This window comes from Vibrio cortegadensis, from assembly GCF_024347395.1.
GTDB lineage: Bacteria > Pseudomonadota > Gammaproteobacteria > Enterobacterales > Vibrionaceae > Vibrio > Vibrio cortegadensis.
Window position 1 is genome coordinate 125,299 of sequence record NZ_AP025472.1, and the last position, 26,212, is coordinate 151,510.

General features: G+C 44.7%; 22 protein-coding genes. 13 read left to right on the plus strand and 9 right to left on the minus strand.

The window, feature by feature from the left end; all coding sequences use genetic code 11:
- Positions 1-69: 69 nt before the first annotated feature.
- Both bioH and OCV39_RS00580 read left to right on the plus strand, forming a co-directional pair.
- The gene (gene bioH / locus OCV39_RS00575) at positions 70-840 is read left to right on the plus strand and encodes a pimeloyl-ACP methyl ester esterase BioH (protein ID WP_261888713.1); all 771 of its coding nucleotides are present in this window, start codon (positions 70-72) and stop codon (positions 838-840) included.
- Between the two features lie 175 nt (positions 841-1,015).
- On the plus strand, positions 1,016-1,486 hold the full coding sequence (locus tag OCV39_RS00580) for a hypothetical protein (RefSeq protein WP_029203301.1): 471 nt from the start codon (positions 1,016-1,018) through the stop codon (positions 1,484-1,486).
- Positions 1,487-1,665: 179 nt separating this feature from the next.
- On the opposite strand, the gene OCV39_RS00585 is transcribed toward OCV39_RS00580, so the two are convergent.
- On the minus strand, positions 1,666-4,020 hold the full coding sequence (locus OCV39_RS00585; protein WP_261888714.1) for a Tex family protein: 2,355 nt from the start codon (positions 4,018-4,020) through the stop codon (positions 1,666-1,668).
- Between the two features lie 382 nt (positions 4,021-4,402).
- On the opposite strand from OCV39_RS00585, the gene OCV39_RS00590 reads away from it, so the two are divergent.
- The 4 genes from OCV39_RS00590 to envZ all read left to right on the plus strand — a co-directional run bounded on the left by OCV39_RS00590 (position 4,403) and on the right by envZ (position 9,211).
- A complete protein-coding gene (locus OCV39_RS00590) occupies positions 4,403-6,283 on the plus strand; it encodes a putative ATP-dependent zinc protease (RefSeq protein WP_449369322.1) in 1,881 nt (626 codons plus the stop codon).
- Positions 6,284-6,359: 76 nt separating this feature from the next.
- The gene (greB, locus tag OCV39_RS00595; RefSeq protein ID WP_261888715.1) at positions 6,360-6,845 is read left to right on the plus strand and encodes a transcription elongation factor GreB; all 486 of its coding nucleotides are present in this window, start codon (positions 6,360-6,362) and stop codon (positions 6,843-6,845) included.
- Positions 6,846-7,090: 245 nt separating this feature from the next.
- Entirely contained in the window at positions 7,091-7,810 is a 720-nt protein-coding gene (ompR, locus tag OCV39_RS00600) for an osmolarity response regulator transcription factor OmpR (protein ID WP_017052048.1), read from the plus strand.
- A gap of 105 nt (positions 7,811-7,915) precedes the next feature.
- Positions 7,916-9,211 carry a two-component system sensor histidine kinase EnvZ gene (gene envZ, locus OCV39_RS00605; RefSeq protein WP_171756970.1) on the plus strand — a complete coding sequence of 432 codons (1,296 nt, stop codon included), beginning with the start codon at positions 7,916-7,918 and terminating at the stop codon, positions 9,209-9,211.
- Between the two features lie 132 nt (positions 9,212-9,343).
- On the opposite strand, the gene OCV39_RS00610 is transcribed toward envZ, so the two are convergent.
- The 5 genes from OCV39_RS00610 to gmk all read right to left on the minus strand — a co-directional run bounded on the left by OCV39_RS00610 (position 9,344) and on the right by gmk (position 16,656).
- A complete protein-coding gene (locus tag OCV39_RS00610) occupies positions 9,344-10,735 on the minus strand; it encodes a uracil-xanthine permease family protein (RefSeq protein WP_261888716.1) in 1,392 nt (463 codons plus the stop codon).
- A 373-nt stretch (positions 10,736-11,108) separates the two neighbouring features.
- Complete coding sequence (gene recG / locus OCV39_RS00615) at positions 11,109-13,187, minus strand: ATP-dependent DNA helicase RecG (RefSeq protein WP_261888717.1); 2,079 nt, start codon at positions 13,185-13,187, stop codon at positions 11,109-11,111.
- Between the two features lie 270 nt (positions 13,188-13,457).
- A complete protein-coding gene (spoT, locus tag OCV39_RS00620; RefSeq protein ID WP_017052044.1) occupies positions 13,458-15,578 on the minus strand; it encodes a bifunctional GTP diphosphokinase/guanosine-3',5'-bis pyrophosphate 3'-pyrophosphohydrolase in 2,121 nt (706 codons plus the stop codon).
- Between the two features lie 39 nt (positions 15,579-15,617).
- Positions 15,618-15,890 (minus strand): DNA-directed RNA polymerase subunit omega, encoded by a 273-nt coding sequence (gene rpoZ, locus OCV39_RS00625; RefSeq protein WP_004735648.1) that lies wholly within the window; start codon positions 15,888-15,890, stop codon positions 15,618-15,620.
- A gap of 142 nt (positions 15,891-16,032) precedes the next feature.
- Positions 16,033-16,656, minus strand: a complete 624-nt coding sequence (gene gmk / locus OCV39_RS00630; RefSeq protein WP_113796207.1) for a guanylate kinase — start codon at positions 16,654-16,656, stop codon at positions 16,033-16,035.
- Positions 16,657-17,010: 354 nt separating this feature from the next.
- On the opposite strand from gmk, the gene OCV39_RS00635 reads away from it, so the two are divergent.
- From OCV39_RS00635 to OCV39_RS00645, 3 genes are read left to right on the plus strand one after another with little or no spacing between them, the layout of a single operon-like run.
- Positions 17,011-17,379, plus strand: a complete 369-nt coding sequence (locus OCV39_RS00635) for a response regulator (protein ID WP_017052042.1) — start codon at positions 17,011-17,013, stop codon at positions 17,377-17,379.
- Positions 17,376-17,999: a chemotaxis protein CheC gene (locus OCV39_RS00640; RefSeq protein ID WP_017052041.1), complete on the plus strand. Its 624-nt coding sequence runs from the start codon at positions 17,376-17,378 to the stop codon at positions 17,997-17,999. The genes OCV39_RS00635 and OCV39_RS00640 overlap by 4 nt, the downstream gene beginning before the upstream one ends.
- The gene (locus OCV39_RS00645; protein WP_113796209.1) at positions 17,996-18,961 is read left to right on the plus strand and encodes a sensor domain-containing diguanylate cyclase; all 966 of its coding nucleotides are present in this window, start codon (positions 17,996-17,998) and stop codon (positions 18,959-18,961) included. The genes OCV39_RS00640 and OCV39_RS00645 overlap by 4 nt, the downstream gene beginning before the upstream one ends.
- A gap of 77 nt (positions 18,962-19,038) precedes the next feature.
- On the opposite strand, the gene OCV39_RS00650 is transcribed toward OCV39_RS00645, so the two are convergent.
- On the minus strand, positions 19,039-19,905 hold the full coding sequence (locus OCV39_RS00650) for a YicC/YloC family endoribonuclease (RefSeq protein ID WP_017052171.1): 867 nt from the start codon (positions 19,903-19,905) through the stop codon (positions 19,039-19,041).
- Between the two features lie 162 nt (positions 19,906-20,067).
- Between OCV39_RS00650 and rph the strand changes: the two genes are divergently transcribed.
- Complete coding sequence (gene rph, locus OCV39_RS00655) at positions 20,068-20,784, plus strand: ribonuclease PH (RefSeq protein ID WP_017052172.1); 717 nt, start codon at positions 20,068-20,070, stop codon at positions 20,782-20,784.
- Between the two features lie 106 nt (positions 20,785-20,890).
- Positions 20,891-21,532, plus strand: a complete 642-nt coding sequence (pyrE, locus tag OCV39_RS00660) for an orotate phosphoribosyltransferase (protein ID WP_017052173.1) — start codon at positions 20,891-20,893, stop codon at positions 21,530-21,532.
- A 103-nt stretch (positions 21,533-21,635) separates the two neighbouring features.
- Here pyrE and slmA read toward each other — a convergent pair whose 3' ends face one another.
- Together slmA and coaBC are read right to left on the minus strand one after the other, a co-directional pair.
- Positions 21,636-22,226, minus strand: coding sequence for a nucleoid occlusion factor SlmA (gene slmA, locus OCV39_RS00665; RefSeq protein ID WP_017052174.1), 591 nt, complete (start codon positions 22,224-22,226; stop codon positions 21,636-21,638).
- Between the two features lie 58 nt (positions 22,227-22,284).
- Complete coding sequence (coaBC, locus tag OCV39_RS00670; protein WP_261888718.1) at positions 22,285-23,490, minus strand: bifunctional phosphopantothenoylcysteine decarboxylase/phosphopantothenate--cysteine ligase CoaBC; 1,206 nt, start codon at positions 23,488-23,490, stop codon at positions 22,285-22,287.
- A 200-nt stretch (positions 23,491-23,690) separates the two neighbouring features.
- Here coaBC and OCV39_RS00675 point away from each other — a divergent pair, with 200 nt between their 5' ends.
- Positions 23,691-25,370 (plus strand): methyl-accepting chemotaxis protein, encoded by a 1,680-nt coding sequence (locus OCV39_RS00675; RefSeq protein WP_017052176.1) that lies wholly within the window; start codon positions 23,691-23,693, stop codon positions 25,368-25,370.
- 118 nt (positions 25,371-25,488) lie between these two features.
- The gene (gene radC, locus OCV39_RS00680; protein WP_261888719.1) at positions 25,489-26,163 is read left to right on the plus strand and encodes a RadC family protein; all 675 of its coding nucleotides are present in this window, start codon (positions 25,489-25,491) and stop codon (positions 26,161-26,163) included.
- Positions 26,164-26,212: the final 49 nt, after the last annotated feature.

The window sequence follows — 26,212 nt, forward strand, 5'->3', positions numbered from 1 at the left end:
GGACAACAGAGATACGTTAGCGTGATAGCAACGTATCTCAGTATGGAATTAGTGGGAGAGTTTGAGAGCATGAGCACACCTTTATATTGGCATGTCACTGGGCGAGGCAATGATCTGGTTTTAGTTCATGGCTGGGGAATGAATGGCGCGGTTTGGCAGCAGACGGTTGATGCGTTGTCTTCTCATTTTCGTGTTCATGTTGTCGATTTACCCGGCTATGGACACAGTGCGGAATGCCACGCTGAAAATCTTGAACAAATTGCTCAGCAGCTTCTTGAACAAGCGCCCAAGCAAGCGATTTGGGTTGGTTGGTCTTTAGGTGGATTAGTCGCCACGCACATGGCGCTGCATCATGCGGATTATGTCAGTAAGCTCGTGACGGTTGCCAGTTCTCCTAAATTTTCAGCCGAAAAACCGTGGCGCGGAATACAACCAAATGTATTGAGTGCTTTTACCGATCAGCTGGTGGAAGATTTTCAAACGACCATCGAACGTTTTATGGCGCTGCAAGCGATGGGGAGTCCTTCTGCAAGGCACGATCTTAAGCAGCTAAAACAAGCGGTATTGTCGAGGCCGATGCCCAACCCAAAATCGTTACTCGCAGGGTTAACCATGCTCGCGGATGTGGATTTGCGCCATCAACTGCCTGATCTCTCGATGCCGTTACTGCGTTTGTATGGGCGTTTAGATGGGTTGGTGCCAATTAAGGTCGCAAAGGATTTGGATAAAAGCTTACCGGAAAGTGAGCAGTTTATTTTCACTCAATCGTCGCACGCGCCTTTCATGACCGAGCCTGAGGCATTTTGTCATCAGTTGATTCGTTTTGACGAGCAAGTATAAGTGTAAATAAATTGCTAAATAAATGAACAAACTGGTCGATATATAACCTAACCAAACAGAGCACTAGGTTTGAACTGACCTGTAGTGAGTTGATGAAAACGAGCGATTGCTTTGAATGGGGCTGTTTGGAGACAAGCAGAGAGTAACTTCGGGCGATGCTGAGGAGGTTTCGACGATGATTGTGTCACCCACGACAGTAAGTGTGCCACTGATCGCCCCATCGGTAAATGTACAAACGGAACAGGTTGCGCGCGACAATAAAGTGCGAGAACCCGTAATGCCGACCGTAGCGTTAGCAAAAGCCAATGCGGAGCGTAAGGTTAAAGCAGACGATAAACGTCGAAGGCAATCTTCTTGGGATCCATCAGAGCACCCTGGGTATTCGATGGAAACAGAGTCAGAGACTGCTGCTGTTAATCATGAAGAGTTGAAGGACCCAATAGATAGGTTATTCGATTTGATTGCTTTACAGACCTATAGCAAAGATCAAGGCAAGAGTTACACCATACGATTTCGGCTGCCTAAGCACATTTTAGATGCAGCGATTAAAGAGGGGCAAATGGAGCGACGGCGAAAGGTGATTAAATATCATTATGGTCATGCTGTTGTACCCAATACACCTTCAGAAGTAATAGCGATACTATGAACATGATGTTAATGATCAGAGCCATCGAATAAAGGCCAATACGCAAGTATTGGCCTTTTTATTGGTTTATCGCGCTAACTGGTTCATCGTACTAACTGGTTCATCGCGCTATTTGTTCATCGGATTATTAGCCCATGACCGATTAGTTTACGAAAGATTAGCTCATGGCAGATCAGCGACTACTTTTTGGCTTTAGCAAATGCCGCCGCGAAAGCGCCACCCATTGCTGCATTTTGAGGAGCAGAACGCTGATCTCGGTTTTGTTGTTGTCGACCTGACTGTTGACGCTCTTGCTGTTGGCGTGCCGGTTTCGATGCTTGGTTTTGTCCTGAAGAGCGTTGGCTGCGATTATCTTGTCCTGGCTCATCGTTAAGGCGCATTGTCAGAGCGATACGTTTACGCTGGGCATCAACTTCCATGACTTTTACTTTCACGATATCACCCGCTTTCACCACTTCTCGTGGATCGGCAACGTAGCGATCGGTTAGTGCAGAAATATGCACTAAGCCATCTTGGTGAACGCCGATATCAACGAAGGCACCAAAGTTAGCCACGTTTGATACAACGCCTTCCAACACCATACCAATCTCAAGATCGGAAACCGTGTTTACCCCTTCTGCAAATGTCGCGGTTTTGAACTCCGGGCGTGGATCTCGTCCTGGTTTATCAAGCTCTTTGATGATGTCGGTGATCGTAGGGACACCAAAGTTATCGTCAGTGTAATCAATCGCATGCAAACCGCGTAGGAACTGGCTATCGCCAATCAAGCCTTTCACATCTTTGCTGTTTTTTGCTGCGATGGCTTTCACTAACGGGTACGCTTCTGGGTGAACAGAAGAGGCATCCAAAGGGTTTTTACCATCCATGATTCGTAAGAAACCCGCACACTGTTCAAAAGCTTTTGGCCCAAGACGCGCGACTTTCTTCAATGCAGTACGAGCTTCAAATCGTCCATTTTCATCGCGGTAATCGACAATGTTTTGTGCAATTGTATTTGAGAGGCCAGCAACCCGCGTCAGTAGAGCGGCAGAAGCGGTATTCACATCAACACCAACCGCATTCACACAATCTTCAACAATCGCGTCTAGACGTTTTGCTAGCATGCTCTGGCTCACATCGTGCTGGTATTGGCCCACCCCGATAGATTTTGGATCAATCTTCACTAACTCTGCGAGAGGATCTTGCAAACGACGAGCAATCGACACCGCGCCACGGATCGATACATCCATGTCTGGGAACTCTTTCGCCGCTAACTCGGAAGCTGAATAAACCGATGCCCCAGCTTCGCTCACAATGATTTTTTGTACTTTTAGGTTGCCGCGTTTAATGACATCAGCAACGAAAGAGTCCGTTTCACGTGAAGCCGTACCATTACCAATCGCAATCAGATCAACGTTGTATTTTCGTACCATCTGCTCAACGACATGAGCGGATTTGTCGTACTGCTTTTGTGGTGGGTGAGGGTAGATGGTCTCCGTCGCGAGGACTTTACCTGTCGGATCAACAATCGCAATCTTAGAGCCAGTACGTAAACCCGGATCAAGACCCAGCGTTGCACGAGGCCCAGCCGGTGCCGCCATGAGTAGATCTTTTAGGTTGGTGGCAAATACTTCAATGGCTTCCACTTCCGCACGCTCTTTCATGCTGCCCATCAGCTCAGTTTCCATGTGCATTGATACTTTAATGCGCCACGCCCAGCTGATCACTTGTTTACGCCAAGCATCGGCGGGTGCATTGCTCAGTGAAATGCCGTAATGGTCGGAAATAATCGTTTCGCAGTAAGAGCTACGAATACTTTCATCTTGCGCGGGATCGGCATTCATAGAAAGTTGTAAGAAGCCTTCGTTGCGGCCACGTAGCATCGCAAGCGCACGGTGTGAGGGTGCTTTGCTGATCGCCTCATTATGTTCGAAATAGTCTTTAAATTTTTCGCCTGCTTGCTCTTTGCCTGCGACCACTCGCGCAGAAAGTTCAGCGTTACGGGTTAGATAAGTTCGGACTTTTTCGAGTAAATTCGCATCTTCGGCAATGCGTTCCATGATAATGACTCTTGCCCCGTCTAGTGCCGCTTTGGTATCCGCAATGCCTTTGTCGCTGCTGATGTATTTATCCGCTTCAGACTCAGGGTTGGTCTGTGGTTCATTCCATAATTTGTCGGCGAGTGGTTCAAGTCCTGCTTCGATAGCGATTTGACCCTTGGTTCGACGCTTTTGTTTGTATGGAAGGTATAAATCTTCGAGGCGAGTTTTACTGTCTGCATCATTGATCTCTTTTTGCAGTTCAGGTGTCATCTTGCCTTGGTCTTGAATCGCCTTGATGATGCTTTGACGGCGATCATTAAGCTCTCTGAGATAAGATAAGCGAGTGTCTAAATTACGCAGTTGAGTATCATCTAATCCCCCCGTCACCTCTTTACGATATCGGGCAATGAAAGGGACGGTGTTTCCGTCATCGATTAAGGTAACCGCTGCGATCACTTGCTCAGAGCGTACATTCAGCTCTTGAGCAATTTGTTGGCAAATAACTTGGCTCATCCGTGGGGTCTCATCTCTATTTTCAGGCTAAACTTTCTTAGCTCTAGCCGTCGGTATGAATAATTTTATGCTAATAACATGGGGGCGAAGTTAGCTGTTTCCAATCTCACCCGATGAAGTTGTCAATTCTAAATAGATATTGAATTTTTATTACGCTGTTAAGTTAATATTTTGTCAAAACCTCAACTTCAATCAGAACTTATGAGCATATGAGGGCTCGAATGTGGATAATTAGTAATCATGAACGATATGGGAATATAGAATGCTGAAGATACCATCAATACTGACATCATTGGTCGATGAGATACGAACCGTTGCTACTCGGTCTTTTTCGCTTATTGTTACGCCAGCGAAAACAGTATTGGCTGCTCGTTTATCCCTTATGTCGCTTATATCGTTCATGTTACTGCTCATTTTGATGTCGTGGAGCGTCGGTTTACAAGCAAATGAACTCTCTTCTGCGACCACTCAATACCCGGTGTATGAAGTCGATAATAAAATTGTCTTAGGGCGAGTTGAGCGTGTCTATTATTCAGATATTGATGCTTTAAGTGGTGTCCCTTTTGTCGGGAAAATTGATACCGGAGCCGACACCACTTCCATGCATGCCGACAATATTCAAGTCTTCAGCGACGCTCCTGAACTGCAAGGTTTGCCAAAGCTAGAATTATTGAAAGCGTTAGAAAAAGCGTTTGATAAAACACCGAACAGGGTAAGTGCGAGCGTCTCTTTTACTCTACGACACCCTTACACTGGAAAAGAGGTTAAGGTGCAACGTCCTCTTGAAAATATAGGTGTGATCCGCAGCCGAACCAGTGAAACTCCCCTTTATAGGCCCGTCATTCGCCTACCATTGACCATTGCAGGAAAGACGGTGAACACCAAGGTGAACTTGACCGATCGAGGTAACTTTTCAGCCTCTATTTTGATAGGAAAAAGCTTTCTTGAGCATAACGCTTGGGTATTAGCAGGCTATGATTACTTACAACAGCAGCCGAACTCGAAAATTGTGGGGAAAAAAGAGCAGTTAGAGTTAGCGGGCTTACCGATTGAGACGCGGTTCCTTGGGAGCAATAAATACTCAAATATGCATGCTGAAAACATCCATGTCGATCCACAAGCGCAACGTGTCACTTTTGATGCAATCAGTGTTGATGAGGTAAAAAAGACGCTCTCTTTGCCTTTAGATCGAATGCTGAATGTGAATGGTCACGAACGCCCACTGGTCAATTTACCTGTCATACTTGGTGATGAGGTTCACTATATGCAGGCGTATTTAAAAGACAGAGGTGAGTCATCTTCCATATTGAGTGTGGGGCAGGATACGTTGAATCAATACTTTATGATTGATACCGATGAAGAAGATTTCCTTGCGACTCAATTGAAAGCTGAACCATCGACAAAAAACGGCAAAGTGAACGCTTCCCAATACACTTATCAGCAGAGAATTGATCAACATAAGCCTTTAGTTGTCTCTACCTTTGAACACGTTGTGATTGATGGTTACAAACTTCAAGCTGAGCCCTCTTTTACAGTAAAAACGCCAATGCTTAAAGTCGACAGCTATGAGATGACCACGGGGGAAAACCGCACGGTTAGCTACTACTTGAAAGATAGTGCAGGCAATAAACAGAAAATAACCAAACCAATGATCAAAAGAATCAAAGTGGGCAATTCAGTAAGACCGATTATTGAGGGGGATTTTGAATTAGGTGGGCGACATAAAACGCTTCAATTTGCTTTAGAAACACTCGACAACGGTAAGGAAGATGACGCTTACTTTGTGATTGGTAAGAAAATGGTAAAAGATGGCGTGCTTATCAATACGCGCTCTGATCACTTATTGGAAGACTATCCACTGTTTCGAGCAGGACACATTGAAAAGGCGACCGTGGAAGGGATGACCTTTCCGGTTAAATTGGATACCGGTGCCGATGTAAGTTCAATGCATGCTCTCAATATTAAACAATTCAAGCAAGATGGAAAACCGATGGTGAGCTTCACCTATCAAAATGAGCAGGGACAAAAACAAGATTTCACTCGACCTATGGTGGATGTCATGCGAATCAAAGCGAAGAAAGGTGAGAAACCAACCATTAGGCCTGTAGTTGAGATGAACGTGCAACTGGGGAAGGTAAATAAAACCATTCGGGTAAACCTTCAAGATCGCTCTCGATTCCGCTACAGCATGATCTTAGGTAAGAACTTACTGAAGTACGGAGCGCTGGTGGGGAGTGATGAGGACTACCTACTGAATCAATGACAGCCGAGACTGATTGACAATGATGACTCATTTTCGGTACTACTAGATAAAACTTTACTCGTATAGAGATGCGACATTGAAAACCAAACTGATTACTCGGGAAGGCTACAACAAACTGAAGCAAGAGCACGATTACTTATGGCATGAGAGACGTCCAGAAGTGACCAAAATTGTTACTTGGGCAGCAAGCTTAGGCGATCGCTCTGAAAATGCAGATTACACTTTTAATAAGCGTTTATTAAGACAAATTGATCGCAGGGTTCGGTTTTTACGTAAGTTCTTACCGGATGTCACGATTGTTGATTATTCACCTCAGCAAGAAGGAAAAGCCTTTTTTGGTGCGTGGATAGAGATCGAAAATGAAGTTGGTGAAGTGAAAAAGTTTCGTATTGTTGGCCCTGAAGAAATTTATGGAGATAGTAAAGGCTACATCTCGATAGATTCACCAATGGCGAGAGCACTGCTCAAAAAAGAAGTGGATGATGAATTTGTGGTGCGCACACCAGAAGGTGATAAAGAGTGGTTCATTAACTCAATCACTTACGAGAAGCCGCAAGCATAGCCGAGCGCTTAGTTAATAATATCGTTAAGCATTGAGTTTGGCCTCAACGAACGGTGGGGCTATAGGTAATGCTTGATGTGACATACTTGTCGAAATACTGACCAAGTTAGGCGAGTTGATGCGTTACTATGTAGGCAAAGGCAACAAACGTTAACAATTATTTAGGCGACTTTTTCCCTGAGTCTGTTACATTTTTCACTGCCTTATCTCTTGAGGTGGACGCTTTTAATAGGTGGAATCAGTAGATGCAAGAAAATCATAAAATATTAGTGGTCGATGATGACGCGCGTTTGCGTGCATTACTAGAACGTTACTTGTCTGAGCAAGGCTTCCAAGTACGTAGTGTCGCTAACAGTGAGCAGATGGACCGCCTGTTAACTCGTGAAAATTTCCACCTTATGGTGCTGGATCTCATGTTACCTGGGGAAGATGGCTTATCGATTTGTCGTCGTCTTCGTAGTGCCAATAACATGCTACCTATCTTAATGTTAACGGCAAAAGGCGATGAGGTTGATCGCATTGTTGGGCTGGAAGTGGGTGCCGATGATTATTTGCCAAAACCCTTCAACCCACGTGAACTGCTTGCTCGAATTAAAGCGGTGTTGCGACGCCAAGTAGTAGAAGCTCCGGGCGCACCAAGCTCAGAAGAGTTGATGGTTGAATTTGGTGAGTTTCGCTTAAATCTTGGTACTCGCGAAATGTTCCGTAATGAAGAGCCGATGCCGCTAACGTCGGGTGAATTTGCGGTACTTAAATCTCTAGTGACCAATGCGCGTGAACCGATGTCGCGTGATAAGTTGATGAACATGGCTCGTGGCCGAGAGTATTCTGCAATGGAACGCTCTATCGATGTTCAGATCTCACGTTTACGCCGAATGTTAGAAGAAGATCCAAGCAAACCACGCTATATTCAGACCGTGTGGGGTTTGGGGTATGTGTTTGTGCCAGATGGAAAAGAGGCATAACCCAATTCGATAAACCCTTGGCATGTTCCGAGGGTTTTTTATTTTCAGGTTAGACTTTCTCCTCACCTCCCACTCCCTGTTTCTCACTCGCTAAAGGTTTTCTAGATGCGTATTCGTAGCTCCCTTACTCAATCTATATTGCTGTTCATCACTCTGTTGGTGGCAAGCCAAGCTTATTCGTATTACGCCGTGTTCTATTACGCTCTGATGCCGAGCATGCAGCAGTTTAATAAAATTTTAGCGCATGAATTACGCTTGGTGCTAGACGAGCAAGATGAACTCGACTTAAAAACACCCTTAAGAAGACAGTTGCTTGAAGAGCTTGGTGTCACTATTCATGGCAAAGGCACCCCTTCGACGGAAGAGTTTGAGCACGCTGTGACCATCGATTTAATGAGTGAAGAGATGAGTGAAGAACTTGGCTCCACCACTAATGTTAGATTGATTCTCGGTGAAGATAGCTACGTATTATGGATGGATATCGATGCGTTGCCAAACTCGTTAATTCGGATCCCATTATCGGAGTTACAAGAGGAAGACTTTGCGCCTTTGTTTAACAATAGTTTGTTAATGGCACTGTTAATCATCGCTGGAGGTTGGCTATTCATCCGCCTGCAAAATCGACCATTAGTCGCCCTCGAAAAAGCGGCCAAAGTGGTTGGGAGCGGAGAAATCCCATCCCCCTTACCAGCAAAAGGTCCGTCAGAAATTCGTTCGGTGACGCGAGCATTTAACCAGATGTCCAAAGGTATTCAGCAGTTAGAAGAGGACCGCGCGTTATTAATGGCGGGCATTAGCCATGATTTACGAACGCCTCTGACTCGTATACGTCTTGCGACTGAAATGATGTCACCAGAAGATAGTTATTTAGCGGAAGGGATCATCAGTGATACCGAAGAGTGTAATCAGATCATCAGTCAGTTTATGGATTATTTGAAGCCTGTGAATGTGGAGTCGTTTGAAAGTGTGGATTTGAACGATATTGCCAGCGATGTTGCCAGTGCTGAAGGGGGGTATGAGGTTGAAATTGAAACACATATTGACCACACCTTAAAACTGGCGCGAGGCAATCCCATTGCGATGAAGCGGGCGGTGAGTAATTTGGTGGTAAATGCACTGCGTTACGGTAATGGTTGGGTACGAGTGAGTACTGGAATGACGGCTGATAGCAAATTGATTTGGGTGTGCGTTGAAGACAATGGGCCCGGAATTGAATCGAATCAGATTGATAAACTATTCGAACCTTTTACTCGTGGCGATACCGCAAGAGGGAGTGAGGGAACAGGATTAGGTTTAGCCATCGTCAAACGGATTGTGAGCCAGCATCACGGTTCAGTTGTGATGAATAATCGCAGTGACGGTGGGCTCAAAGCTCAAATTAATTTTCCTGTTCGTGGTTAGATCATCGAATTTATGACTGTCTCTTAAAAATAAAAATGAGTTTGACGCGATATGGCATCAAACTCATTTCTAGCTTCTAGCTTCTAGCTTCTAGCTTCTAGCTTCTAGCTTCTAGCTTCTAGCTTCTAGCTTCTAGCTTCTAGCTTCTTCTGCTTCGATCTCTTCATCTTCTAATTTTTCAGGAAGTAAAAGGTTAAGCAAAATCGCAGTTACCCCGCCAGCGGCCACACCTGAAGAGAAGATGTTTTTGATGAACTCCGGCATAAACTGCAAGATCTCAGGTTTTTGTGCGATGCCCAATCCCATTGAAAATGAGAGTGCCATGATGAGAATGGCACGGCGATTAAGATCTACACGTGAAATGATTCGTACCCCCGCAGCGGCAATCGTACCAAACATAACAATCGTCGCTCCGCCAAGAACAGGCTCAGGGATCAACTGTACAAAACTTGCAACGCCCGGGAACAAACCAAGCAGTATTAGCATGCCTGCAATAAAGTAGCCCACGTAACGGCTTGCAACACCTGTCAGTAAAATGATGCCGTTGTTTTGGCTAAAGGTAGAGTTCGGGAAAGTATTAAATACCGCCGCAATCGCCGAATTCAGACCGTCCGCGAGTACACCACCTTTGATGCGCTTCATGTAAACAGGGCCTTTTACTGGCTCTCCGGATACTTCTGAAGTAGCTGTAATGTCGCCAATCGCTTCCAGTGCCGTGATGAGGAAAATAAGAACCAGTGGGATGAATAGAGACCAGTCAAAGCTTAAGCCAAACTGCATCGGAACCGGTAGCGCAATAAGTTCTGTTTCTGCCAGTGTTGAAGTGTCAATCATGCCCATGAAGTAGGCCATCATGTAACCGACAAACATGGCAATCACAATGGAGGCAACACGAATATAAGAGTTACTTGAACGGTTTAATATGACGATTAAGCCAAGAACCGTCCCTGCCAACGCAAGCTTATCTAAGCTACCAAAACTGCCATCGGCTAATGCTGAGTAGCCTCCACCGATAGAAACCAAACCCACTTGAATCAAGGTTAGGCCGATAAGTGTTACGACGATGCCAGATACGAGTGGAGTGATAATACGACGCGCATGTTCAAGTACGCGAGAAAGTAGAATTTCACTAAATGATGCTACAAGGATGGTGCCTAAAATGGCTGCCATGACGGTATCAATGCTTGCGCCTCCGGCTTTTAACGACAAACCTGCCGCAATAATAGGACCGATAAAATTGAAACTTGTGCCCTGAATGGAGAGCAAGCCAGATCCGATAGGACCGATGGTTTTAATTTGGATAAACGATGAAATACCAGAAGCGAACAGTGACATGCTGATAATGGTATTTGTCTGCTCAGGTGTGACACCTAGAGCTTGGCAGATAATCAAAGAGGGCGTGATGACGGCGACAAACATGGCGAGCAAGTGCTGTGTGGCCGCAAAAAGTGTTTGTAAAAGCGGTGGGCGATCATTGAGTTGATAGATCAGTTCCGACTTGCGTGCTGCGTTCGGGGTTTTCATGTGTTTATCCTAATTGTGACTAAGTTGCTTAGAGTTCGCTGAATGGGAACGCTAAGTTGAGTCGGTCTTCATCTGTGATTGCTGTTAATCAGAATCGACTCAGGTTGGGTTGAGTAGTGTTCTTACTCAAAATTTGTGCGCGATTATAAATAAACGAAAACAAAAAGCAAACGGTTGCATGCGTGTTGTGGCGAGAAATTGATCTGAAATAAACAAACCGAACGGGTTGTGCCCATTCGGTATATTTGAGGAAAGCTCAGCTTGGAAAGGAGAGCCTAAAAAGGATTTCGTAGGAAAAGGGCTCTTAGCAAGGAGCTCTTAGTAAAGAGCTTTTAACAAGAGACTCTGAACAAGAAGCTCCTAACAATAATAGCTATGCCTTAGCGTAGACGTCGCGATCACCTAGCCAACGATCGATAATTGCGAGGGCATTATCAGGATAACTATCGTGAATGTAGCGCGCCATGCGCTGAACTTCTGGAATTAAGCGTTGATCTCTCACTAAGTCTGCAATTTTGAAATCGGCCATTCCGGTTTGTTTGGTGCCAAGCAGTTCACCGGGTCCACGGATCTCTAAATCACGCTGTGCAATTACAAATCCATCATTACTTTCGCGGAGCACCCCTAAGCGCTTTTGTGCGGTTTTTGATAATGGTGCGTGATACAAGAGTACACAATGACTCGCGACTGAACCTCGCCCTACACGGCCTCTTAGCTGGTGGAGTTGCGCTAAACCGAGCCTTTCTGGATTTTCGATGATCATTAAACTTGAATTAGGCACATCCACACCGACTTCAATAACCGTCGTCGCGACTAATAGATGCAGCTCGTTATCCTTGAACTGCTTCATGACCGCTTGTTTTTCTGCCGATTTCATTCGACCGTGCACCAGACCAATTTTCACATCTGGCAAAATGCGTTGCAGCTCTTCCGCCGTATCCGCTGCCGCTTGCGCTTCCAAAGCTTCTGACTCATCAATCAGTGTGCAGACCCAATAAGCTTGTTTTCCCTCATTAAGACAGGCATTTCGCACTCGTTCAATAATATCATCGCGTTTGGTATCGGGAATGGCGACGGTTTGGATCGGGGTTCTTCCCGGTGGCAGTTCATCTATCACCGAGGTTTCGAGGTCGGCATAAGCAGTCATGGCCAGCGTCCTTGGAATGGGAGTTGCGGTCATGATTAATTGATGTGGATACGAGCCCTGTTTTGCTCCTTTTTCACGTAACTCTAGACGCTGGTGGACACCAAATCGATGTTGTTCATCAATGATCACAAGAGCGAGATTTTTAAACGCTACATGTTCCTGAAACAGTGCGTGAGTCCCCACTACCATTTGCGCTTCGCCGCTGGCAATGCGCGCCAGTTCAGTCTCTTTGGCTTTACCTTTGAGTTTGCCTGCAAGCCAACCTACTTGTACTCCCATGCTTTCAAACCATTGGCCAAAATTGATGGTATGTTGCTCTGCGAGTAGTTCTGTTGGGGCCATTAGTGCCACCTGATAACCATGCTCAATCGCTCTAACCGCGGCAAGTGCAGCAACCAATGTTTTTCCGGAACCAACATCGCCCTGAACCAAGCGCATCATAGGGTGAGACTTGACTAGGTCATCTTCAATCTCTTTCACCACGCGAGATTGGGCATTGGTTGGAGTAAACGGAAGTTGTTGCAGTAACTGCTGTTTGAGATTGGACACTTCCGCGAGTGGCAAAGCAACATCTTGTTGTCCTTTGCTTCGAACAGAGAGCATAGAAAGATTTTGTGCCAGCAACTCTTCAATAATAAGGCGTTGCTGAGCTGGGTGTCGCCCTTCATCAAACTCCTCAAGATTAATACTTGGTGGAGGACGATGAATGGTATGCAGCGCTTCCCCTAGCGTAATTTGGTGATCGTATAATCCTGACGGTAATAGTTCACTGACGGCTGCTTTATCGAGTAGCGCTAAGGCTTGATCGGTCAGGTTACGTAGTGTTATTTGCCTTAACCCATCGGTGGTGGGGTAGACGGGCGTTAGGTTTTGTTCAATATCCGGCTTTTGAGTTGGGACGTAAAATTTATAATCAGGATGAACAATTTCGAGTCCGATTCCCCCACGCTTGATCTCTCCATAAGCATGAACTTGTTTCCCTTCGGTAAAGTTGTTCTTCATGCCGGCGGTAAAGTTGAAAAACTTCAGGCTCACCGTGCCATTGCCGTCACTGATTTTCACCGACAGCATTTTACGTTTGCCGAAGATGGTATCGACGCTCATGACTTTGCCTTGTACCGCCGCCCATAACCCAGCATGCAGTTTGACCATGGGATAGATACGAGTGCGATCTTCGTAGCGAAGTGGCAGATGAAAGAGCAGATCTTGAACGTTATTGAGCCCGACTTTTGCTAGCTTTTCAGCGACTTTGGCACCCACTCCAGAGAGCGAAGTAAGGGAGATGGCTGAAAGGAGTTGGGACATAAATAGCGCTCTTACAGAAAGGAAAAATAGATAAACTATTCAAGCATTTTACTGTCTTTTTGTACAGGGAGAATTTGCAGTGATATGAGACAGTTATTGAATTGAGCTAATGATGACGGTGTGAAATATTGAGCGATGAGATACAAAAATACCCTGTATTTGGCTTATTGAGAATAAGTAAAACACAGGGTATTCAATATCTAAATCGGCTCTGTTTGCGTTTCGTTTATGGGCGCAATATTGACGAGTCCCAAACGAGTACGCTAGCCGTTAGTTCTTCTTTCGGCGAACCTTGAGAACATGCGGCATGACACGAATACGTTTCATGATTTTCGCAAGATGTACGCGGTCTTTGGTGGTCAATAGCACCGTCACGGTGTACAGACGGCCATCGCGCTCTTCTGTTGAAAGACCATGAATGTTTGAACCCGTCTTAGAGATCACATTGGTTAACTCTGCCAATGCACCTTGATGGTTTTGAACATCAACTTGCAATTCAGCGGTAAACTCTTGATCGTATTCATCAGACCATTCAACCGCCATGTACTTGTCTGGCTCACGTTGATAACCGCGAACATTCGGACACGTTTCACGGTGAACCACTAAGCCTTTACCCGGTGATACATGCGCAATGATGTGATCATCAGGAATTGGGTGACAACATTTGGCGAAGTTGAGCAGTATGCCTTCAGCACCACGGATAGGCAGCTTTTTCCTCGGCTTGCCATCTGTGCCTTCGACTTCTGTCAATTCATCTGCTGAGCCAAGTAAGCGACGAGCAATAACAATACTCATTAACTCACCCAGTCCAATCGCAGCCAATAACTCATCCATGTCAGCCATTTTCAGCTCAGAAAGAACATGTTGAACGTTCTCTTCTGCGAGATCCGTAATGGATCTCTCACCCAATGCGTGATTTAGCAGACGACGACCCAATGTGACGGAATCTTCACGGCGCATGGTTTTCAGAACTTGACGGATCTTAGTTCGAGCGCGAGAAGTCACAACATAGTTGAGCCATGCAGCATTTGGACGAGCACCAGGCGCGCTGATGATCTCAATGGTTTGGCCATTTTTGAGCGCTTTGCTGAGTGGGTAAGGATTAAGATCGACTCTTGCTCCTACACACATATTGCCAACGTCAGTATGCACGGCATAAGCGAAATCGACAGCCGTTGCGCCTACTGGAAGTTCAACGATGCGACCTTTTGGCGAGAAAACGTAGATCTCATCTGGGAACAGATCAGATTTCACATTTTCAATAAATTCAAATGAGTTACCGGCGCTTTGTTGCAACTCTAATAAGCTTTGCATCCAGCGCTGAGCTTTCACCTGAGCGGTTGTGCCAGTGCGATCGCCATTGCCTTTATAAGACCAGTGTGCCGCGACACCTTTGTCTGCCATTTGATCCATATCTTCAGTACGGATTTGCACTTCCACAGGCACGCCGTGAGGGCCAACCATTGAAGTGTGCAGAGATTGGTAGCCATTGGCTTTTGGTACTGCAATGTAATCTTTCATGCGACCAGGACGTGGCTTGTACAGGCTGTGTACTTGACCAAGCGCACGATAACAAGTATCGGCACTGTCTACAACGACACGAAAAGCGTAGATATCCATGATGGTGTGGAAACGCTGCTCTTTGGTTTTCATCTTGTTATAGATGGAGAACAGGTTCTTTTCACGACCAAATACACGAACGTTAAGGCCAACATCTTCAAGACGGCCTTTGATTTCGGTATGGATACGCTCGATCATTTCGTTTCGGTTGCCACGCGCGACCTTCACCACATTTTTTAAAACGCGGTAACGGTTAGGGTATAAAGCTTCGAAACCGAGCTCTTCAAGTTCAGTCTTAATATTATGAATACCAAGACGATGAGCAAGAGGAGAGTAGATCTCTAACGTTTCACGAGCAATGCGGCGTTTTTTATCGGGGCGTAATGCTCCCAAAGTGCGCATGTTGTGAGTGCGGTCGGCAAGTTTGATCAAGATAACGCGAATGTCTTGCACCATGGCAAGAACCATCTTACGAAAGTTTTCGGCTTGCGCTTCTTTGCGATCACGAAATTTAAGCTTATCCAGCTTAGATACACCATCCACAAGCTCAGCCACAGTAGTACCAAATTGAGCTTCGAGCTCCTCTTTGGTCACTTCAGTATCTTCAATAACATCGTGAAGAAGGGCTGCTTGCAAGCTCTCAATATCTAGGCGCATTTCCGCCAGAATACGAGAAACAGCAACAGGGTGGATAATATACGGTTCACCGCTTGAGCGGGTTTGCCCTTCATGGGCGTCTCTCGCTACCACATAAGATTGACGCAGAGCCTCAACTTGAGGCTCTGTTAGGTATTCTTGGGCAACGTCTTTGAGGCTATCAAATAGATACAAATTAAAGGCCCGGAAGGTTACTTGATTCGAATAATCGTATTAACGAGTGTGAGCGATGCTGCTAACTGCTGCTAGCTCTGCCGCTTCTTGCTCTTGTTGCTCTTGACGTTCACGAGCATCTAATACGTCTTTAGTGATAAGGCCTTCTTCGATTTCGCGAAGTGCGATAACCGTTGGCTTATCATTTTCTTCAGGCACTAGTGAATCTTTACCGCCAGTCTGCATCTGACGTGCGCGACGTGCAGAGATAAGAACTAGGTCGAAACGATTACCAACTTTTTCAACAGCGTCTTGTACAGTTACGCGTGCCATAAGAGAACTCCAAATAGTTTATTAAATTTATTTTTAATGACGAGAAAGTATACAAGCTAAAAAGATTACTTTCTAGCTTGCTGTTTACTTATTCTCTAAGGAAAGCACTGTTCTCATAAGAAAACGGGTTAGTTGAGAGTGATTACTCCGCTAACAGTGCGGTCAGCATACCAGTATACTTGGCAGACTGTTTATCTTGTTTCAAACGTTCAGCACGAATAATTGCTCTGAAATCCATCAATGCAGCATCAAAGTCATCATTAATGATCACATAATCATATTCGCTGTAATGAGAGATTTCTGATTTCGCTTCACTCATGCGTTTTGCAATAACTTCTTCGCTATCTTGGCCGCGCGTATTTAAGCGACGCTCTAGCTCACCATTTGATGGTGGCAGAATAAAGACGCTTTTTGCCTGAGGCATCTGTTTGCGGATCTGACGTGCACCTTGCCAATCAATATCAAGGAAAACATCAATACCTTTGTTTAGGTTATCTTCAATCCAAACTCGTGATGTGCCGTAGTAGTTGCCAAATACTTCAGCATACTCAAGGAACTCTTCTTTCTTGATGAGATCTTCAAAATGGTGTTTTTCTACGAAATGGTAATGCATACCATCTTCTTCACCTGGGCGCATGCCACGAGTGGTATGAGATACAGATACCTTCATTGCGTAGGTTGGGTTGGTTTCCAGCATAGCTGAGATTAAGCTCGATTTTCCTGCGCCGCTTGGTGCAGACACGATGTAAAGAGTACCTTTGCCCATCTGTATTATTCCACTGTTGTTTTGGATTGTATGCCAGCTAAAAATTGCCGACATAGTAAAGATAGCACCAACCTGTATCAAAAAACGTGATTGTGAGTTTTATCGATATTCAGGTCAGAAAAATGGAGGCGAAGAGTAGCACGATCTTGAAGATCTTCTCAAGAAAAAGCTGTTTGTGCTCGTGTAAGAAAAACGCTCAAGTAAGCTTTAATAACGAGCAAAGACTGCTTGAATTATGTTCGATGTCAAAATAATGTGAAATAGTTACTTATTATTCATAATATCAATGTGATTTTTAATTGAAATTTAATAGTATATTATGTCATTTAATTTGTAGTTAGTTAGGGTTTTAAAATGTCAGACAGTTTACTTATCGTTGATGATTCATCGTTTTCTCGCCGAATGATCAAGCGCGCAATTCCACAAAGCTGGGAAGTAAGCATTACTGAAGCTTCGGGCGGAGAAGATGCACTTTCTCAATGCTCAAACTCTAATTTTGATATTCTTTTCCTTGATATTACAATGCCGGACATAGATGGTATTGAAGTGCTTAAGCGCCTTAAAACGATGGAATACAGTGCAAGTGTTTACGTTATTTCTGCGGATATTCAACCTGCAATACGTGAAGAAGCGTTCCAACTTGGCGCAAAAGGCTTTTTACCAAAACCGATCTCTGCTGAAGAGCTTGAATCATTTTTACGCCAGGAGGGCGTGCAATTATGAGTTCGATCCATTTAAATGCTGATGAGTTTGATGCGCTGCGTGAGCTGACTAATATTGGTATGGGCCGTGCAGGTGCTAAATTATCTGAGCTGTTTGAAAGTAAGGTGAAGCTATCTGTCCCTCATGTTGATTTAGTATCACAAGAAAAGATCACCGCTTTAGTCCAAGATTTTGGTCAAAAATCTGATCCAGTGAATATCGTGCAACAAGAATTCATTGGTGAAATGATTGGTCGCTCTTCAGTTATGTACGGTGGTGGAACGTTTACTTCATTAATGGGTTACTTAGGCTATGATGAAGAAGACGCAACATCAACGGCAACTCAACATGAAATTCTTAATGAGTTAACGAATGTCATTAATAGTGCGAGCCTTTCTGGTTTATCGGAAGAGTTGCAACTTGATTTACACCTGTCTCAGCCTGCAATTTTGTTCTTTGATACGCAAAGTACTCAAGTTGATGATAGCCGATTAGCGTACTCGGATTCAGATGCACATATTCTATTGATTGATATTAAGTTAGAGATCGAAGAGAAAGGCGTGCATTGTGACAATATTATCTCTTTAAAAGAGGAAGGGCTTATTAACCTAGTCTCTTCACTACGGAAACTGATGGCATGATAGAAAGTGGTGAATTTGATTTCTCTTCGGTTCTAGAGTCGATGTCAACAGCGGGCGTTTTTGCTGTTGACCGCCGTCTGAATGTGATTTTTTGGAATCGCTTCATGGAGATCCATAGCAAACTCAAATCAGAAGAGATTCTTAATCAACACTTACCTCGGTTTTTCCCAGAACTCAAAGAGGGCTGGTTTGCCAAAAAAGTACGTTCAGTGATGGTGCTAGGAAATCAATCCTACACCAACTGGACGCAACGTCCGTATTTGTTGCATTTCCCAACTAGTCAGTTTTCGGGCGTTGAGTCATCGCAAATGTATCAAAACTGTGCAATGTGGCCGTTGCTGGATACGAATGGCACCGTCCAAGGTGTATGTATCTCGATACATGATGTGACCGAGATGGCTCAAGCACAGTTGTTGCTTGAAGAGGCGACAGAGCAAGTATTGACTCTTGAAGAGACAAGTAACCGTGACGAACTTACTGGTTTATACAACCGTCGTTACTTCTTTGAACAGCTAAACCATGACATTGCGCGTTGTAAGCGTTATGAATGGTCTCTGACATACGCGATTTTTGATGTCGATAAATTTAAACATATCAATGATACCTATGGTCACCCAGTTGGCGATGAAGTCTTAAAAGAGCTGGGAAATCGTGTTCATCACTGTTTGCGAACATCTGATACGTTATGCCGTTTTGGTGGCGAAGAGTTTGTTCTTCTACTGCCTAATTTACCCGATGAATTCGCGCGCGGTGTATTAGAGAGAATTTGCCAATCTATCGCGAAAAAACCAATTACTGTCGATGGTGTAGACATTCCAGTTACGATCAGCGTGGGCGGCGGCATTGTGGATTTCGAAGTGCCTGCAAAAGATATTTTATCTGATACAGATAAAGCACTTTATAAAGCAAAACAGAGTGGCAGGAACTGTGTCGTAATGGCTTCTGATTGCAAGAATGATTGATTTTTATATGCTTCGATTAATATCAAAAAAGCCCTAGTGATTAGGGCTTTTTTGATCCGATAGAGTCAGAATGGCGATTACTCGATATTCTGGATCTGCTCGCGCATTTGTTCGATAAGCACTTTCAGTTCAACACCTGACGCGGTGATATCGGTACTGATTGATTTTGATGCCAGCGTGTTCGACTCACGGTTGAACTCTTGCATCATGAAGTCCAGTTTACGACCACATGCGCCACCTTTCTTCAATACTACGTTGGCTTCTTTAACGTGAGAGTCTAAGCGATCTAGCTCTTCTGCTACGTCAGATTTTTGTGCCAGCAGAATAAGCTCTTGCTCCACGCGAGAACCTTCAAGTTCGATTTTAGCGTCTTCAAATTTAGTCAGTAGACGTTCACGTTGCCACTCTAGGATTTCAGGCATACGAGCGCGTACTTTTACCACTTCATCGGTAATTGCATCTAGACGCTGTACAATGAGCGCCTTCATGTTCTCACCTTCGCGAGCACGGGCGTCAATAAATTCTGCAATCGCATCGTTGAACGCTTCAAGTAGGTCTTTATTGATGGCATCCATGTCTTGCTCTGGTGTTTCCATCACTCCAGGCCAGTTCATGATTTGGAATGGATTTAAGCGGCTCTCTTCGCCAGTCATACCCATTACTTGGTTGGCTGCATTGATCACTTGCTGAGCTAGGCCTTCGTTAATGCTTAATTCGCCTTTAGCTGCAGGGTTCGCTTCAAAGCGCAGGTTACATTCAACTTTGCCGCGAGCAAGACGCTTGCGAAAACGTTCGCGTAGAATTGGCTCTAAACCACGGAACTGCTCTGGCATGCGAAAATAAGTTTCTAGATAACGTTGGTTTACGCTGCGGATTTCCCAAACGGCGGTACCCCAGTCACCTTTTACTTCTTTACGTGCATAAGCGGTCATGCTGTAGATCATTGAATTGTCCTTTACTTAGGAGAGATGAAAATTATGTGGTCGATATGTTAGCACAGAAAATAGAAAAGAGACGAGATGAGCCTATCGCGTACTCGACCCTAAAGCCTTCTTTCGTTATAATCTCGCCCCAACCGAATTCATCCCATTCATAGGTAGTATTTCATGCGTCCAAATGACCGCGCTGTAGATCAAGTTCGTCCAATTAAAATTACTCGTAACTTTACTGCTTATGCTGAAGGCTCAGTATTGGTGGAGTTCGGCAACACCAAAGTATTGTGTAACGCAACAGTAGAAGAGAACGTGCCACGTTGGTTGAAAGGCCAAGGTAAAGGCTGGGTAACCGCTGAGTACGGCATGTTACCGCGTGCAACTCATACTCGTAACCGCCGTGAAGCTGCAAGTGGCAAGCAGGGTGGTCGTACAATGGAAATCCAACGTCTTATCGCTCGTAGCCTACGTGCTGTTGTGGATTTAAAAGCGATGGGTGAAATCATGATCACCGTTGACTGTGACGTAATCCAAGCGGATGGCGGAACTCGTACTGCTTCTATTTCTGGTGCAAGTGTGGCAATGGCTGATGCAATCCAAAGCTTGATTGCAAAAGGCAAACTGAAAAGTAACCCGATGAAAGGGCACGTTGCGGCCGTTTCTGTTGGTATCGTAAACCAAGAAGCACTGTGTGACTTAGAATACACGGAAGACTCAGCAGCCGACACAGACATGAATGTTGTCATGACAGAAGATGGCAAGATGATTGAAGTTCAAGGCACCGCAGAGGGCGAACCGTTCAGTCATGCAGAGTTGTTAGAATTACTGGCTCTGGCAAATAAAGGCATTGCCGACATTGTCGAAGCGCAGAAATTGGCGTTAGCCGAATAATTTATTGAGTAGCTCCCAATTTGGGGGCTATTTTTTTATCTGGTTTTCCCCAACCAGTGACTTTATATAGGCCAGTAGTCGTGGCCTTTATTATGAGAGGAAAAACATGAAAGCATATCAACGTGAATTTATTGAGTTTGCACTAGAGAAAGAAGTTCTAAAGTTTGGTGAGTTTACTTTAAAGTCTGGTCGTAAGAGCCCTTACTTCTTTAATGCTGGATTGTTTAACACAGGACGTGATTTAGCGCGCCTAGGTCGTTTCTATGCCGCAGCGTTGGCGGATTCTGGCATTGAATTTGATGTGTTGTTTGGCCCTGCTTACAAAGGGATCCCAATCGCCACTACAACCGCGGTTGCTCTGGCTGATCATCATGATGTGGACACGCCTTACTGCTTTAACCGTAAAGAAGCGAAAAACCATGGTGAAGGTGGCAACCTTGTCGGAAGCGATCTTGAAGGACGAATTATGTTGGTTGACGATGTAATTACGGCAGGCACTGCAATTCGTGAATCTATGGAGATCATCCAAGCGAACGGTGCTGACTTGGCTGGCGTATTGGTTGCGATTGACCGCCAAGAAAAAGGTAAAGGTGAATTGTCTGCGATTCAAGAAGTGGAGCGAGATTTCGGTTGTGCGATCATTTCAATCGTCAGTTTGACAGACCTTGTGACTTTCTTAGAAGAGAAGGGCACCAGTGTTGAGCATTTAGATGCGGTGAAAGCGTATCGCGCTCAATACGGGATTTAGTCTTTACGCACGGGTAAAGCACCCAAGCTGATGCGCTGCTTAATACTATGAGTGGTTAAAAAAACGCGGATACCCAATTGGGGTCCGCGTTTTTGTTGATTCGCTATTTAATTTGAGCGCTGAGCAGAGCCCAGTAAGCATCAAAGTTTTCAGTCGGCTGATATTTAAAATCAGAACGAACAAAACGATTCAAACTCCCTTCCACTTGCCCAAGAAGTTGTGCCGCTAAAATACCTTCATCAACAGGGAAAGATTTGCCTTCACGTAGTTTTCTTTCTCTTAGAATCTGGCGTAAAGAGGTTTCAATACGCTCAAACAGTTGATTAATTCGTTCACGCAGTCGTTCGTTTTCAAACATCAACGCATGACCCGATAAGATCCGAGTTAACCCTGGGTTTCTCTCTGAAAATGCCAGTATTAATTGAAGCACAAGTCGAATGCGTTCCAGCGTATCCTTTTCTTCATCAAGAATACGGTTAATTCGTGACATGAGTGAATCTTCAATAAATTCAATCAGCCCTTCAAACATTCGAGCTTTACTTGGAAAGTGTCGATATAAAGCAGCTTCAGATACTCCGACCTGTTTTGCCAGCTTTGCCGTTGTTATGCGTGAAGCACCATCGGTAGACTCTAACATCTGAGCAAGCGCCTGAAGTATCTCTTCACGACGATTGGTTTTTCTTGTACCGGCCATGACTCCGATTCCTTGTTATAACTATATTTGAATAGACATTATTTTTATTGTTTGGGGGTTATCCCAATAGGTTGATTCTAATCTGTTTGATGATTTCTTGTCCTAACTCTAACTTAGAAGCGAGAGGTAACGCCTTTTCGCCACCTTGCCAAAATAGGTGCAAAGCGTTGTCGTTGCTATTAAACCCTTGCCCCGGCAGAGAGACATCATTTGCACAGATCATATCTAAGTTTTTACGACTTAGTTTAGAGCGAGCGTAGGTTTCTACATCTTGTGTTTCTGCTGCAAAGCCAACAGTAAAAGGTCGGTTCTCTTTTAAATTGGCAACGGCTGCAACGATATCTGGATTTTTCACCATATGAATGGTCATTGAGTCGACATCATCGGTTTTTTTCAACTTTTGATCGGCAACCTGAACAGGGCGGTAATCTGCGACAGCAGCACAGCTAATGAAAACATCATGACTCGTTGCACGTTCCAGTGCGGCATCATGCATCTGTTGTGCGCTAGAAACATTAATTCGATCTACATTCGTAGGAGTGCTAAGGGAAACAGGGCCGCTGATAAGTGTCACTTTTGCCCCTTGTTCTGCCGCAGATTGAGCAATCGCGTAACCCATTTTTCCAGAGCTATGGTTGGTAATATAACGGACAGGATCTATCGCTTCACAAGTTGGGCCTGCAGTGATCAGGATTGATTTTCCTTGCAGTGCTTTAGGTTGAAAAAATGCTTCACAGTGATGCACTAACTGCATAGGTTCGAGCATGCGTCCCGGGCCAACATCTCCACAAGCTTGCTCACCAGCCGCTGGACCCCAAATTGTCATGCCACGGCGCTGTAATGTGGCGATGTTCTCTTGAGTCGCGAGGTTTTGATACATTTGTTGATTCATTGCAGGAGAGACCGAAATCGGTGAATCTGTCGCAAGAACCAGAGTGCTCAATAAATCATTACCCATGCCAGCAGCCATACGAGCAATGAGATCGGCTGTCGCAGGGGCCAATAAAATGAGATCCGCCCATTTGGCTAACTCAATGTGTCCCATCGAGGCTTCAGCTGAAGGGTCAAGCAAGCTACTTGATACTGGTCTGCCAGATACGGCCTGCATGGTGAGCGGAGTGATAAACTCTTTCGCTGCTTTTGTCATCACGACTTGAACGTCAGCACCGCGTTCGATGAGGCGTCTTGTGAGTTCTGCACATTTATAGGCTGCAATACCGCCACTTATTCCAAGTAGGATTTTTTTTCCAGCAAGTGTTTTCATCAATTATTCTCCAGATTTATCTCAGGATTTTATCACAGACATTTGATTATTTTTGCTCTTCTTATGGATAAAAGAGGAACAAGTCAAAGCAATAGGATGCGGTTTATTCAAATTTATAGAAAGATCGGCTTACTCACAGATATTCCTAAATGTGAAGGCATGATATTGATAATCAAACAATAACAACAATAGGAATATCAATGTTACTTGCGCTAAAAAGTAAAACGAAACTGCTGCTTCTCACGGTCATTCCTCTTATAACCATTACCGCTTTGGTGACTCTGGTTTACTACTGGAACGGAACTAAGAGCCTAGATATTGAAGCAGAAGAGTATCGTACTGAACTCGTGGACACGAAAAAAAGCGAGCTACAAGCCTACTTAATGATGGGCGTGACCGCCGTTAGTGAGTTGTATGACTCCGATATCAATGGTGAAAATCGAGCTCAAGCCAAGGCAATTCTTAAAGCGATGCGCTTTGAAAGTGATGGCTACTTCTTTGCTTATGATTCTCAAGGGGTCAATACGCTTCATGCGATCAAACCACAATTAGAGGGAAAAAATCTTTATGGCTTAAAAGATAAGAACGGTGTGCCCGTTATTGCAGGTTTAATTGACGCGTCTAAAAATGGCGATGGTTTTCTCTATTTTTCGTGGCATAAACCATCGATAGATAAACAAGCTCCGAAATTAGGTTATGCGGAATACATGCCTAAATGGGATTGGGTGTTAGGCACAGGTATCTATATTGATGACATTGATCAGCAAGTGTCGATGTATCGGTTAGATAGAGAGAACCAACTGAAAGAGCATACACTTTCTGCTATTGGGTTATCGTCTGTCGGTTTGTTGCTTACTATCCTGATCGTGAGCTTTTTTGTGTCAAAAGGCATTGCACCATTGCAGCATATCGTGGATTCGTTAAAAGATGTGGCGGCTGGAGATGGCGACTTAACTGCCCGATTAAAAGTAGAGAGCCAAGATGAGATTGGTGATGTCGCGTTAGCATTTAATGAATTCATGGATAAGTTACATCCTCTTATTCAAGATATTCGACAATCGGCAGAATCTGTCCAGCAAGCTGCGAGCGATTTAGACAGTCAAACATGTGGTGCTAGCAGTCAGATGCAAACCCACTGCCTTGAAACCGACAAAGTGGTTACTGCTGTGACTGAAATGAGTGCGACCTCTCGTGAGGTGGCCAATAATACCAATGCGACTTCAAGTGCGATTGAATCAGCAAATCGTCAAATTTCAGATGCTCAAGAAGAGGTCGATTTGGCTATTAACGGGATCGAAAGCTTAGTGAGTGAAGTGAACACCACTTCTGAAGCGATTCAGGCATTAAGCCAGCAAACTGAAAAAATCACCAATGTATTGCAAGTGATCGGTGAGATTGCGGGTCAGACAAATCTGTTGGCCTTGAATGCTGCGATTGAAGCGGCAAGGGCTGGCGAGCAGGGTCGTGGTTTTGCTGTGGTGGCGGATGAGGTGCGCTCGTTGGCAAGCCGTACCCAAAACAGTACTCAAGAGATAAGTGAAATGCTGCAGTCTTTACATTCAGGGGTGAGTTTAGCGGTTAGCACCATGAATTCCAGCCAAGAGCGCGGTAATCAAACTGTCGCGGAGTCCGTGCAAATTCGAGATAGCTTGATGGGAATTCAGCAAGCGGTCGGGACTATTCAAGATATGGGAATTCAAACCGCCTCTGCTGCCGAGCAACAAAGTGCTGTTGCGGAAGATATTAATCAGAACTTAGTGTCGATTCAGCATATTGTTAATGAGTTAAGTGGGAACTTGCAGCAATCTGAAACGATCAGTGCAACGCTGTCAGAATCCGGTAAGCAAATGAGCGCTTTGGTCGGACACTTTAAGTTATAGCTATCTATCTTAGTTAATTATCAATTACATTAAACATTAGATCCTCTCTAATAACGGCGAAGGAAAATTGCAACCTTCGCCGAATCTGTTTCCTATAGTGAAAACTTAGGGAGCTTATATGAGCCTAAAATCCATTCCAGCTGAATCTATGCCACGTGAGAAGTTACTCAATCATGGCCCCCACTCACTCACTGATGCAGAGCTACTGGCTATTTTTCTACGCACGGGCACGAAAGGAATGAATGTGCTTGAGCTTGCCGACTTTTTGATTAAAGACTTTGGATCGCTTCGGCGGCTCTTTTCCTCTACTGAAGAGGAGTTCTGCAGCCACAAGGGACTTGGCACTGCAAAATATGTCCAGTTACAAGCCATTGTAGAGATGACTCAACGCTATTTAGCAGAAACGCTAAAGCGGGGAGATGCACTAACGAGCCCGGAGCAGACGAAGCTTTATCTATCGAGTGTGTTGCGAGATCGGCAGAGAGAAGCATTCTATATCTTGTTTCTAGACAACCAGCATCGTGTCATTCGTGATGAAGTGATGTTTGAAGGAACGATTGACGCTGCGTCTGTGTACCCAAGAGAAGTGGTTAAACGTGCGCTTTATCATAATTCAGCCGCTTTAATACTGGCACACAACCATCCAAGTGGTATTGCAGAGCCCAGTCAGGCAGACAGAAGAATCACCAGAAGGTTGTGTGAAGCCATGGAACTTGTTGATATTCGGATACTTGATCACTTTGTTGTAGGGGATGGAGAGGTCGTCTCTTTTGCCGAAAGAGGCTGGATGTAAACATGACGTAGATCTATTTCACATTTTAGGTTGTGACATCGTCAGAATC